This window comes from Psychrobacter sp. NC44 (genome assembly GCF_904846655.1).
Lineage (GTDB): Bacteria > Pseudomonadota > Gammaproteobacteria > Pseudomonadales > Moraxellaceae > Psychrobacter.
In genome coordinates this window covers 1-12,563 of sequence record NZ_CAJHBN010000015.1, presented here as the reverse complement: position 1 = coordinate 12,563, position 12,563 = coordinate 1, and the positions used below count along the sequence as shown (strand labels likewise).

Annotated in this window: 9 protein-coding genes; 7 read left to right on the top strand and 2 right to left on the bottom strand. The window is 42.9% G+C overall.

Features of this window, described 5'->3' with window-relative positions:
* The first annotated feature begins 48 nt into the window (after positions 1 to 48).
* From hisG to hisC, 3 genes are all read left to right on the top strand, one after another.
* On the top strand, positions 49 to 744 hold the full coding sequence (hisG, locus tag JMX95_RS10895) for an ATP phosphoribosyltransferase (protein ID WP_201560800.1): 696 nt from the start codon (positions 49 to 51) through the stop codon (positions 742 to 744).
* A gap of 289 nt (positions 745 to 1,033) precedes the next feature.
* Entirely contained in the window at positions 1,034 to 2,329 is a 1,296-nt protein-coding gene (gene hisD, locus JMX95_RS10890) for a histidinol dehydrogenase (RefSeq protein ID WP_201502556.1), read from the top strand.
* Between the two features lie 79 nt (positions 2,330 to 2,408).
* Entirely contained in the window at positions 2,409 to 3,542 is a 1,134-nt protein-coding gene (gene hisC, locus JMX95_RS10885) for a histidinol-phosphate transaminase (protein WP_198330253.1), read from the top strand.
* 124 nt (positions 3,543 to 3,666) lie between these two features.
* Here hisC and JMX95_RS10880 read toward each other — a convergent pair whose 3' ends face one another.
* Together JMX95_RS10880 and JMX95_RS10875 are read right to left on the bottom strand one after the other, a co-directional pair.
* Positions 3,667 to 5,334 (bottom strand): anthranilate synthase component I family protein, encoded by a 1,668-nt coding sequence (locus tag JMX95_RS10880; protein WP_227676051.1) that lies wholly within the window; start codon positions 5,332 to 5,334, stop codon positions 3,667 to 3,669.
* 38 nt (positions 5,335 to 5,372) lie between these two features.
* The gene (locus tag JMX95_RS10875) at positions 5,373 to 6,608 is read right to left on the bottom strand and encodes a beta-ketoacyl-ACP synthase II (protein WP_201560798.1); all 1,236 of its coding nucleotides are present in this window, start codon (positions 6,606 to 6,608) and stop codon (positions 5,373 to 5,375) included.
* Between the two features lie 496 nt (positions 6,609 to 7,104).
* On the opposite strand from JMX95_RS10875, the gene JMX95_RS10870 reads away from it, so the two are divergent.
* The 4 genes from JMX95_RS10870 (at position 7,105) to fusA (ending at position 12,283) form a co-directional block, all read left to right on the top strand.
* Complete coding sequence (locus JMX95_RS10870) at positions 7,105 to 8,298, top strand: EcsC family protein (RefSeq protein ID WP_201560797.1); 1,194 nt, start codon at positions 7,105 to 7,107, stop codon at positions 8,296 to 8,298.
* Positions 8,299 to 8,756: 458 nt separating this feature from the next.
* On the top strand, positions 8,757 to 9,131 hold the full coding sequence (gene rpsL / locus JMX95_RS10865; RefSeq protein ID WP_011281154.1) for a 30S ribosomal protein S12: 375 nt from the start codon (positions 8,757 to 8,759) through the stop codon (positions 9,129 to 9,131).
* A gap of 206 nt (positions 9,132 to 9,337) precedes the next feature.
* Positions 9,338 to 9,811, top strand: a complete 474-nt coding sequence (gene rpsG, locus JMX95_RS10860) for a 30S ribosomal protein S7 (protein WP_021814163.1) — start codon at positions 9,338 to 9,340, stop codon at positions 9,809 to 9,811.
* 345 nt (positions 9,812 to 10,156) lie between these two features.
* Positions 10,157 to 12,283 carry an elongation factor G gene (fusA, locus tag JMX95_RS10855; RefSeq protein WP_055125899.1) on the top strand — a complete coding sequence of 709 codons (2,127 nt, stop codon included), beginning with the start codon at positions 10,157 to 10,159 and terminating at the stop codon, positions 12,281 to 12,283.
* Positions 12,284 to 12,563: the final 280 nt, after the last annotated feature.

Genomic DNA, 12,563 nt, shown 5'->3' with positions numbered 1-12,563 from the left:
AAGCCCCCTTCAGCGGGGGTGTTAACTGCACATGGACATGATGTCATTATGACTGAAGCAAGCAATAGCCTACCAAATGATGGTTTATTAAATGAAGTAAATGATGCGTTTTCAGGCTTAACACTGGCCTTATCAAAAGGTCGTATTCTAGAAGAGACCATGCCATTGCTACGCGCAGCTGGTGTTGAGTTATTAGAAGATCCTGAAGCCTCACGCAAACTTATTTTTCCAACCTCAAACCCCAATGTGCGTGTATTGATTTTGCGTGCCAGTGATGTGCCAACCTACGTTGAGCATGGCGCGGCTGACTTTGGAGTGGCGGGTAAAGATGTGTTGCTTGAGCATGGTGCCAACCATGTCTACGAGTTACTTGATTTGCAAATTGCTCAGTGTAAGTTGATGACAGCTGGCGTGAAAGATGCGCCGCTACCCAATCGTCGCCTACGTATTGCGACCAAATACGTCAATGTTGCCCGCGCTTACTTTGCCAGCCAAGGTCAGCAAGTGGATGTGATTAAACTGTATGGCTCTATGGAGCTTGCGCCGTTGGTTGGATTGGGTGATTTGATCGTCGATGTGGTTGATACAGGTAATACGTTGCGCGCCAACGGTCTTGAAGCACGCGATCATATTTGCGATGTGTCCTCACGCCTTATCGTCAATCAAGTGAGCTACAAGCGTAAATTTGCGTTACTTGAGCCGATTTTAGATAGCTTCAAAAATAGCATTGCCAGCGCTTCATAAATTAATTCCCAATGAATCAATGTCTTATCAAATGGTAATAATCATTGGTAATCTTAAGCATTGTCATACAAATTTTTAAACCAGTTTAGCGCTATAAGATAGATATAGCGTGCTAAACTGGTTTTGTTGTATTTGCTTGCCAGAAAGTATGAGGTTAGTATAATCTGAACAAACTAAATATATAAAAACTGGTATATCAGCCATCACAATTATTATTAATACTCAATACCCCTCATTTTTACATCGCTAATTTTCAGCAGTCTTTTATGCTCAGATATAGGATTAAGTCATGCGCCAACTAAGTACCCAAGATGCCGATTTTGACAGTCAATTGACAGAGTTACTTGCCTTTGAAACCGTCAATGATGCCGATTTACTTAAGACCGTTGATGATATCATCGCGCAAGTTCGGCATGATGGCGATCGCGTCGTACTGGCGTTAACCCAGCAATTCGATCAGCATCCAGCGACAACGATGCAAGAGCTAGAGCTGTCTAAAGAGGCGCTTGCTGAAGCGTTTGCGAATCTTGATGATACAGTGAAATCCGCATTGACTACCGCAGCAACGCGTGTGCAGACTTTTCATGAGCGCCAAGTACAAGAGACTTGGCAGTATGAAGATGAGCTTGGTAATCGCTTGGGTCAAAAAGTCACTGCACTTGATCGAGTAGGCATCTATGTCCCTGGTGGTTTGGCCTCTTATCCATCTTCTGTATTGATGAATGCCATTCCTGCCAAAGTGGCGGGTGTTAAAGAGGTCATCATGGTAGTGCCAGCGCCAAAAGGCGTGCTCAATCCATTGGTGCTAGCCGCCGCACATTTGGCACAAGTCGACCGTGTCTTTACCATCGGCGGTGCGCAAGCGGTTGCTGCCTTGGCTTACGGTACCGAAACGATTCCAGCGGTGGATAAAATCACTGGCCCTGGTAATAAATATGTTGCTGCCGCCAAGCGCGCAGTATTTGGTCAAGTTGGGATTGATATGATCGCTGGTCCCTCTGAAGTATTGGTCTATGCAGAGGGCGAGGCGCAAGATCGCGCCGATTGGTTGGCGATGGATTTATTGTCACAAGCTGAACATGACCGTATCGCTCAAGCTATCTTTGTCACGACCAGTGAACAGCAGCTTGCAGACGTAGCGGCTGAAATTGAAAAAGCGCTGGCAGAGTTGCCAAAAGCCGATATCGCCCGCGATTCGCTAAAAAATCGTGGCGCACTTATTTTAGTCAAAGACCGCGTTGAAGGTATGGCGGTGATTAATCGGGTTGCCCCAGAACATTTAGAGTTGTCAGTTGATCATCCTGATGTGCTACTCAACGATATTCGTCATGCAGGTGCTATTTTCATGGGACGTCACACGCCTGAGGCGATTGGTGACTACTGCGCAGGACCCAATCACGTGTTGCCAACCTCTGGCACTGCGCGTTTCTCTTCACCGCTTGGTGTTTATGATTTCCAAAAGAAATCCTCTATTATTTATTGTACTGAAGCCGGTAGTAAGCCATTGGCTGAGACCGCAGATATTTTAGCGCAACGTGAGGACTTAGAAGCCCATGCGCGCTCAGCCCGTTATCGTTATCAGTAACGTGGCTTAATGATTGCTTTTGAATTGTACTTTTGAGATTTATATTTAATAATTTATGTGGCTAATAGTAGGATAACTTATGAGTGAGTTAAAGATAGACACCAGACTTTGGTCATCTAAAGCGCGTAATTTGTCACCTTACGTTCCTGGTGAGCAGCCTCAGCATGAAAATTTATGCAAATTAAATACCAATGAAAACCCATTCCCGCCGTCACCGAAAGTAGGCGAGGCAATCGCAAAAGTCCTAGAGCAGCAAGCGGCTGATCTGCGTTTATATCCAGCGCCTGAGTCTGATGATTTGCGTGCCGCATTGGCACAACTTTATGATATTGATATCAACCAAGTGTTTGTTGGCAATGGTTCTGATGAAGTGTTGGCGCTAGTATTTGCCAGCTTTTTCCTAAAAGAGCGACCTGTTTTAGCACCCGATATCAGCTATAGTTTCTATCCAGTCTATGCGCAGACCTTTGGTATCGAGCTGGTACAAATTGCCTTGGAAGAAGATTTTAGTATTGATCCTGATGCTTATCGCCAGCCTTGTAGCGGCATTATCATTGCCAATCCAAATGCCCCAACTGGATTATTATTATCGCTTGCCGATATTCGCAAGCTGGCTAGTGAGCACTCAAACTCAGTGATTGTGATTGATGAGGCTTATATTGATTTTGCGCGGGCAGTTGACGGTAGCTCAGATGCAGAAATTTCAGCAGTGAGCTTAATCAATGAGTTTGACAACATTCTTGTGACCCAAACCTTTTCAAAGTCACGTTCGCTTGCTGGATTACGCGTTGGTATGGCTTTTGGTAATGCCTCATTGATTGAAGCCTTAACCCGTATGAAAAACAGCTTTAATAGCTATCCACTGGATAAGCTGGCGCAAGTAGGGGCGACTGCCAGTGTATTGGATGTTGAGTATTTTACTCAGACCTGCCAGCAAGTCATCGACTTACGCCAATCTCTTACAGCAGAGCTGACAGCGTTAGGTTTTGATGTGTTGCCATCGCATGCCAACTTTGTTTTTGCCCGCCCTAAAGACGGTAATGCCAATACGGTAGCGAATGCGTTACGTGAGCAAGGCATTATCGTCCGTCATTTTGACAAGCCACGCATCAATGAGTATTTGCGTATCACTACCGGTACAGCAGAGCAAAACAACCGTTTGATAGATGCTTTACAAACGTTGCAGAAAGAGGCTGAAATCATTGCTGATTAATATCTGGTTCGCGATTTAAATCTTGATAATTGCATCACGATGCTTGTATTGATAAAAAAGCCTGCCAACATTATGTTGAGCAGGCTTTTTTATGGATTTCTTTGGTCGTACTTTTAGAACAACCTTAAGGACATTTGTTGATATTGTCTTGAGTTAAAACGCTTAATAGATTACCGACTTTATCCAAACACTCTTGGTATTCAGCATCGCAATCAGAGGCGACAGTGATACCACCGCCTGCCCATAAGCTGATATGTCTTTTTTTCAGCCCATTATGTGATGAAGTGTTAGCTTGCAGCGTACGAATGAGTACATTCCATTGACCACTACCATCAAAGTTCATATAGCCCAATGTGCCGCAATAAGCACCGCGCGGCGCAGTTTCTAGTTCAGATATAATTTCAACCGCTCGCTTTTTTGGTGTACCAGTAATTGAGCCAGCAGGCAAACTACCAAATAAAACGGCGAGTGGGTGAGTGTCCGTCTGTAATTCTGCGGTAATAGTGCTGACCATATGGTGCACATTACTAAAACTCTCAATCGCGAATAACTGCGGCACTTTTACGCTGCCTATCTTGGCATATTTACCCAAGTCATTACGCAATAAATCGACAATCATCACATTTTCGGCGCGATCCTTTTCACTATCAGTCAGTTGCTGTTTATAAGCATGGTCTTGTTGAATATTGGTGCTGCGCGGCATGGTCCCTTTGATGGGCTTAGTGATGATATGGTGCTTGCCAGTATCGATATCTTTGGTAAATGTAAAGAACAACTCAGGCGAGCAGCTCAATAATTCAAACGGATGCTGGGACGTATTATTTTTGATTTCACGGTTAAAGGGATTAACCGCTAAGTATCCAGCAAAAGGTGCTTGGGTATTACGATGTAAAGCAGGCAAATAATCAATCAGCATCGGCAAGGTGGTATTATCACTAGGATTATGATCAAAAAAACCTTGCCATTCTTGGGTTAGGTTGATTTGATAACAGTCGCCTTGCTGTAGATATTTTTGGGTTTGATTGAATGCTTGTTGATAGTCTTGTTTGCGCCATCGTGATTTTAATACTAAAGGAGCAGGCAGTGGTGATGCTGTCAGTTGCGTTTTATTGAGACAGTTATCAGCCAGCTTTTTATCTACTATATCTAAATAAGAGACAAGTGCCGTGATTATTTTATTTTTTTGCTGATTATTAAAGTCGTTTTCAGAGTCGTTAGCAATTGCATTTATCGTTAATTCCCAACCTGTGTTGCCATGATTTCCATCAGGTGCTAGGTAAATATCATAATGCCCTAATACGGCACAAGGCTGTGCTGCTCGCTCAATTTTGGCGGCTGGGCTTAGCTCATGAGCCGCAATATCATAACCAATAAAACCTATCAGACCATGATGATAACTTGGTTTTTCATTTAAATCGTTTACTGATTCTGAGTTTTCATTATCAGTCTCATAAGTTTGACTATAACTGATTAACTCATCTTGCCAGTCGCTATAACTCATATGAGTGCTAGTGATATCATTGTGAACGGCGTCACGATAGGTTTTCGTGACTTGATAAAGGACTGCTTGTTCGTTCGAATCTAGCGTGTTTTCAGCGCAATCATAAACAGACCAGCTTACTTTTGGCAATAAGCCAATCACTGGTTGACCATCATTGTTGAGCCAAACCAATTGCCAGTTGGCCTTAGTATCTTGTGCGATTAAATACTGCTGTAACAGCGGCATAAGTTCTGCAGCCGATAGGTCACCAAAACGCCAGCTAGGTTTAGTAGCTGGCGATGGGTCAGACATTATCTGCTCAGTTTTGAGAGGATGTGCTGCGAGCATAGTTAGGCGTCAAACTTTTTAATGATTAATGTGGCATTAGTACCGCCAAAGCCAAAGCTGTTGCTCATTAGCGTCTCAAGCTTGGCTTCACGCATTTCGGTAACAATATCAAAGCCTTCAGCCGCAGGGTCTAAATTATCAACATTGATACTAGGCGCAATGAAGCTTTCTTGTAGCATCAACAAGCAATAAATCAGCTCTTGCGCACCAACGGCACCAAGGCTATGACCTGTCATAGATTTGGTAGAGCTGATCGCAGGTACTTGACTGATATCATCACCAAATGCTTTAGCAATGGCTTTAAGCTCAGTGATGTCACCTAACGGTGTGCTGGTACCGTGGCTATTGATATAGTCGACAGTTTGCAAACCAGCTTCGGCTAGTGCTTGCTGCATACAGCGCACGGCACCTTCACCACTTGGCGCAACCATTTCAGCACCATCAGAGCTGGCACCATAACCAACGATTTCAGCCAATATGTTGGCGCCACGTGCTTGTGCATGCTCTAGACTTTCAACCACGACCATCGCACCACCAGCAGCAATCACAAAGCCATCACGATCTTTATCATAAGCTCTTGAGGCGCGCTGCGGTGTCTCATTATACTGTGTACTGACTGCACCCATGGCATCAAACATACAAGACTGTGTCCAATGTTCCGCTTCACTACCACCCGCGAGTATCACATCTGCTTTGCCTAACTGAATAAGTTCAGCCGCATGACCGATGCAATGGGTTGAGGTGGCACAAGCAGAGGTGAGTGAGTATGATACGCCTTGGATTTTTAGACCGGTAGCAAGCGCCGCTGATACTGAGCTGCCCATTGTTTTTGGCACAGCCATCGCGCCGACACCGCGCAGACCTTTATCCCGCATGGCATCTATGGCATTGACGATATTCTCTGTCGATGCGCCGCCAGAGCTTGCGACCACGCCCACGCGTGGATTATTGTTGATGGTTTCAAGCGACAAACCAGACTGCTCAATGGCGTTTAAAGCACTGACATAAGCGTATAGACTGGCATCACTAAAAAACCGCTTCAACTTACGATCGATACCACTAGTATCAAGCGTCGACTGGTCGATACTGCCGCTAACGTGTGATTTAAACCCATGCTCAGCATAAGCCTCATTAAATGTAATGCCAGACTGCCCTTGCTTGAGAGCGGCAGTAACCGTGGCTAAATCATGTCCGATACAAGAGACGATCCCTGCTCCAGTGATAACAACGCGGCGCATATTCTATTCCTTATGAGTAACGATTTTTCACAATTATTTTTAATAATCGTTTTTAAGTATGTATTTCTATTATTCAATATTAGGATGTATTGAGCGTCAAAGCCTCATTTTACAATCATTGTGATGATCATAGTAAAACTATATGCTTGGTAACTGATTATCTATAAGTAACGGACTACTTATAAATAGAAGTACAACTGTACTGTGAGTTATGGCACATGATAACGTATCGAGCGTCCAAAATCTTTGTACAAGTGCAAAATAACGACAAAATCGCGCTTGCTGTCTAAAGCCATCTAAAAAGACCATTTGCTTAAAGACAGCTTATATGATGGTATCAATCATACATCAAGTGATACTTTTGGATACAAAATTTGTGATTGCGATAACATTGTTCGCACTGACATCGATTATAGTGATTGACTAGAATGGCACATCTATTATTATAAATCGCTTACAATAAAACAAAATTACTCATCACATTAAGGACATCACGATGGCGAAGCGTAGCACTCTCTCTAAAGGTATCACTACCGTTGGCTCTTTTACTCGCAATAATCTAGAGCGCATGGGCGCTATGATTGATAGCATGAATGCTAAGACGGGAAAACCGCGTCAATACAAGGCAGTCAACTTAGGCGATGAAGACTATCAGCAGGATTTATTCCGTGAGCAAACGTTAAAAGCCACTCAGCAATTATTAGGGCCACGTTTTGCCACTTATGGTAAATATGCCAAAAAAGTAGTGCCAAACAGTTTTTTTCAGTCGACGGTCGATAGCGCTTTTGCACAAGTGGCAAACCTTGCTTCTAACTGGAGTCAGATTGATTTACCTAATGAGCATCGTTTCGCTAATATCGCAAGCTTAGATGATGAAGAGCGTTATGCATTAGCCACTGATATCGCCAATCAAAATCGTGCATTGGCAACGATAGGGGGCTTAACAGGTTTGGCTGGGCTTCCTGGTCTGCTGGCTGATACGCTTTGGCTTTTATTGGTATCATTACGTACCGTCTATCAGTTGGGTGCTGTCTACAATAAACCACTCACAGGTAAGCAAGGCGTCAAAATGGCATACGAGCTGCTAGCGAATGCTGATCTGAGCAAGATGCAAGAAAAACAAGCATTGCTAGCAGGTATTGGTATCGGAAAAGGCTTATTGGATAATGCCCAAAGCAGTGGTCTACATAATGAGCTAAAAAACCTAGGTCTAAAGGATAAAAATGTCAACTTTTATGCAGAACAAGTTGACAGTATTGCCAGTCAGGTCGGTATTGACTTGGATAAAATCAATTTAACATGGATACGCAAATTCTTACCAGTTACCGCTGTTATCGTTGGTATGCGCTACAACAGCCAGCTCATTGATGAAGTGATTGGCGTGGCTCAAGCGACTTTTGCCCCAGAAGCCAAACTTGCCAATCGTGCAATCACTGATGATAGCGGTAATGAAGCTAAGGTAAACAAAACAGCTGACAATGACAAGCAGCAAGATGTTGAGAAAGAGTCAAGCAAGGATACCGATAGCAAGAAAGACACTGCTGAAGAAAAAAACAACCATCAAGAAGCTGATGAAAAGATCGTGAAAGAAACGCAGAAAAACGACAATGACAACAATGACAAGCAAGGCAGTCAGAACAAATCCTCTGACAGCAAATCAAACAAGACGGCTAACAAGAAAAGCAAATAAGGGCGTCTAAATAATCAGACTTAAGTACCTTCTGTCTTAAGCTAGCTTATATCATAGAAGGATTATGAGCTGGATATCTACTACTAATTTTGGCGATAGTGTCTTCTTTCTCTTGAAAAACAAGATAATATCGCCATTTAGTACTTATAAATTGCTATTTATTTATAGTCAAACATCTTATTTAAATCGTTCGTGACGCTACTTTCGATATACTGTATGACAATCTACTTTTTAGCTGATTTTTAACTAAAAATAGATAAAGTGTTATAGTAGTAGGGTGAATGCATATCTATCAAATGTTGTAAAGTGCAATCACGCATAAGTGGTTGAAATAGCAGCAACAACTCTTTATAATACACTGTCCTAAAAATGGGTGTACCAAAATCTGTCGTTAAAGTCAGATGGATGGTGCGTTTCCCCATTTTTTTGTTTTATACCAAACGGGAGAAGGATGCCTCATGGCAACAACTAACCAATTGATTCGTAAAGGTCGCAAAACCATCAAGGAAAAGTCAAAAGTTCCTGCGTTGGAAGCGTGCCCACAACGTCGTGGTGTATGTACTCGCGTATATACTACTACCCCTAAAAAACCTAACTCGGCCATGCGTAAAGTATGTCGTGTACGTTTGACTTCAGGTTATGAAGTATCAAGCTATATCGGCGGCGAAGGTCATAACCTACAAGAGCACAGTGTTGTTCTTATCCGTGGTGGTCGTGTAAAAGATCTACCAGGTGTACGTTATCACACCGTTCGTGGTGCATTAGATTGCGCAGGCGTTAAAGACCGTAAGCAAGGTCGCTCTAAATATGGTGCTAAGAAGCCTAAAGTTTAATAACTAATCGTTATTAGCTAAGCTTTTTTATACCAAACATTAACTGTGCATGGGTCTGGTGTTGACAGTATTATTAAATTAGTAATTCACTGTTAAAACATACCGCCGTGCAGTAAGGCTGACTGACAACTCGATATAACGCCATCCAATATTAATTGGTGCGAGATTGTGAATGTCAGACACTCCTGAAGAAAAGGATATTTATTATGCCAAGACGTCGCGTCGTTGCTACCCGTGAGATCCTACCGGATCCTAAGTTTGGTAGCCAAACTGTTGCAAAATTCATCAACCATGTAATGAGTCATGGTAAAAAATCTACTGCTGAGCGTATCGTTTACGGTGCACTTGAAACAGTAAGCGAAAAACGTAAAATCGAAGATCCAGTATCTTTCTTCGAAGAAGTTTTAGAAAATGTACGCCCAATGGTAGAAGTGAAAGCTCGCCGCGTTGGTGGTGCAACCTACCAAGTACCAATGGAAGTACGCCCCTCCCGTCGTACTGCCTTGGCTATGCGTTGGTTAGCTGAAGCTGCTGCTAAGCGTTCTGAAAAATCAATGGCTTTGCGTTTGGCTGGCGAATTGAATGATGCTGCTGATGGCAAAGGCGCTGCTATGAAAAAGCGTGACGAAGTTCACCGCATGGCAGATGCTAACAAAGCGTTCTCTCATTACCGCTTCTAAGCTACTGTTTATTAGTAGTAGCTTTAGATTAGCTGGCTGAAGTCAGCTAATCTTACATTGTTATTTATTCTATTGATTGCCGCCATCGTTTATCTTGTTGTAAGTAGTTTTTGACTATCAACAACGAGATGGCGGACATCTATCAAGATGTCTCTCTTAATTAAGTATGCTTGTCACAAGAGAGCATCCCAAATCTGATGCCGCACTATTCTTAGTATTTGCTCTTTTTTTGTCCGTATTAGGCTTAATAATCAGTAAGTAATATGAAGCTGACCGCTTTGTCATAGAGTATGAGGTAGAGACACAATACATTATTATATACACGACTTTTCCTAGGAAAACACTATGGCTCGTAAAACTCCCCTAAAACGCTATCGCAACATTGGTATCTCAGCGCACATCGATGCTGGTAAGACAACCACTACTGAGCGTGTTTTATTTTATACCGGTGTTAGTCACAAACTTGGTGAAGTACATGATGGCGCAGCCACTATGGACTGGATGGAGCAAGAACAAGAGCGCGGTATTACTATTACCTCAGCAGCGACGACTTGTTTTTGGTCAGGTATGGCAAAACAGTTTGACGAACATCGTATCAACATCATTGACACCCCAGGTCACGTTGACTTCACGATCGAAGTTGAACGTTCTATGCGTGTACTTGATGGCGCTTGCATGGTTTACTGTGCAGTAGGCGGCGTTCAGCCACAGTCTGAGACCGTATGGCGTCAGGCAAATAAATATAAAGTTCCACGTCTTGCATTTGTAAACAAAATGGATCGCGTTGGCGCTGATTTCTATCGTGTTATTGAGCAGATCAAAACTCGTCTAGGCGGTAATCCTGTGCCATTGGTTATTCCAATTGGTAAAGAAGATGATTTCGAAGGCGTTATCGATCTAGTTACGATGAAAGCTCTTTATTGGGATGAAGCATCTCAAGGTATGGAGTTTGAAGAGCGCGAAATCCCAGCTGAATTACAAGAAAAAGCAGAAGAGTATCGTGAGATTCTTGTAGAAAATGCGGCTGAAGCAACAGAAGAATTGATGAATGAGTATCTAGAAAATGGCGAGTTGTCTGTAGAGCAGATCAACGTTGCTATTCGTCAATTGACTATTGATAACCAAATCATTCCATTACTTTGTGGTACTGCCTTTAAGAACAAAGGTGTACAAAAGATGTTGGATGCGGTTATTCAGTATCTTCCAGCACCAATGGATGTACCTGCTATTAAAGGTATCCTTGATGACAAAGATGAAACTGAAGGCACTCGTGAAGCTTCAGATGAAGCGCCATTCTCAGCTTTAGCATTTAAAATCATGAATGACAAATTCGTTGGTAACTTAACCTTCGTTCGTGTTTATTCAGGTGTTTTAACGCAAGGCAGCAGTGTTTATAACCCAGTCAAAATGAAGCGTGAGCGCGTTGGTCGTATTGTACAGATGATGGCTAACTCTCAAGAAGAGTTGCAAGAAATCCGTACTGGTGATATCGCTGCATTGGTCGGCATGAAAGACGTAACGACTGGTGATACGCTATGTGATGAGCAAAATGTTATCACGCTTGAGCGCATGGAATTCCCAGATCCAGTTATCAGCTTAGCGGTTGAACCTAAGACCAAAGCTGACCAAGAAAGAATGTCAATCGCTTTAGGTCGTTTGGCGAAAGAAGATCCATCGTTCCGTGTACATACTGACGAAGAGTCTGGTCAGACGATCATCAGTGGTATGGGTGAGCTGCATCTAGAGATTCTTGTTGATCGTATGAAGCGTGAGTTTAACGTTGAAGCGAACATCGGTGCGCCGCAGGTTGCTTATCGTGAAACGATTCGTAACACGGTTGAGCAAGAAGGCAAATTCGTACGTCAGACTGGTGGTCGTGGTAAATTCGGTCACGTTTGGTTACGTCTTGAGCCACTTGATCCAGCAGGCGATACTGAATATGAATTCGCTGAAGAAGTTGTTGGTGGTACTGTACCGAAAGAATTCCATGGTGCTGTTGATAAAGGTATCCGAGAACGCATGAAAAATGGCGTACTTGCTGGTTATCCAGTGGTTGGCGTAAAAGCGACCTTGTATGACGGTTCTTATCATGACGTCGATTCGGATGAGCTATCATTTAAGATGGCTGGTTCTATGGCATTCAGAAAAGGCTTCATGGCAGCAGATCCAGCGCTACTTGAGCCAATCATGAAAGTTGAAGTTGAAACGCCTGAAGATTATATGGGCGATATCATGGGCGATCTTAACCGTCGTCGTGGTTTGGTACAGGGTATGGAAGACCTACCTGGCGGTACTAAGCAGATCCGTGCCGAAGTGCCATTAGCAGAAATGTTTGGTTATGCCACACAAATGCGCTCAATGTCACAAGGCCGTGCTACTTATTCAATGGAATTCCAAAAGTACGCTGAGATTCCAAAATCAGTTGCTGCTGACATCATCTCTAAATTCAACAATAAAGATGATGACGAGTAAGTAATCGTCTATTAAATATGACAATGTAGCTATTATCTCTATGTTGTCATAGAAGAATACGCCAATAATTGGTTAAAAGACTTGTTATTGGCGGTGATTTTCTTATAATATCTGCACATTAGTATGTGTACCCTTTTAACAATTATCTTAATGTGGTCAAGATCGTCTTTGTTATCGTATTTATACGAGCTTAGCATTTGACCCCAAAAAAAGAGGAAATACCCATGGCAAAGGCCAAGTTTGAACGCGTAAAGCCACACGTCAACGTCGGTACAATCGG

Bases quoted from the DNA above. Each gene is read 5' to 3' on its own strand.
- hisG (WP_201560800.1), top strand. From the start codon at position 49: ATGACTGAAGCAAGCAATAGCCTACCAAATGATGGTTTATTAAATGAA.
- hisD (WP_201502556.1), top strand. From the start codon at position 1,034: ATGCGCCAACTAAGTACCCAAGATGCCGATTTTGACAGTCAATTGACA.
- hisC (WP_198330253.1), top strand. From the start codon at position 2,409: ATGAGTGAGTTAAAGATAGACACCAGACTTTGGTCATCTAAAGCGCGT.
- JMX95_RS10880 (WP_227676051.1), bottom strand. From the start codon at position 5,334: ATGTCTGACCCATCGCCAGCTACTAAACCTAGCTGGCGTTTTGGTGAC.
- JMX95_RS10875 (WP_201560798.1), bottom strand. From the start codon at position 6,608: ATGCGCCGCGTTGTTATCACTGGAGCAGGGATCGTCTCTTGTATCGGA.
- JMX95_RS10870 (WP_201560797.1), top strand. From the start codon at position 7,105: ATGGCGAAGCGTAGCACTCTCTCTAAAGGTATCACTACCGTTGGCTCT.
- rpsL (WP_011281154.1), top strand. From the start codon at position 8,757: ATGGCAACAACTAACCAATTGATTCGTAAAGGTCGCAAAACCATCAAG.
- rpsG (WP_021814163.1), top strand. From the start codon at position 9,338: ATGCCAAGACGTCGCGTCGTTGCTACCCGTGAGATCCTACCGGATCCT.
- fusA (WP_055125899.1), top strand. From the start codon at position 10,157: ATGGCTCGTAAAACTCCCCTAAAACGCTATCGCAACATTGGTATCTCA.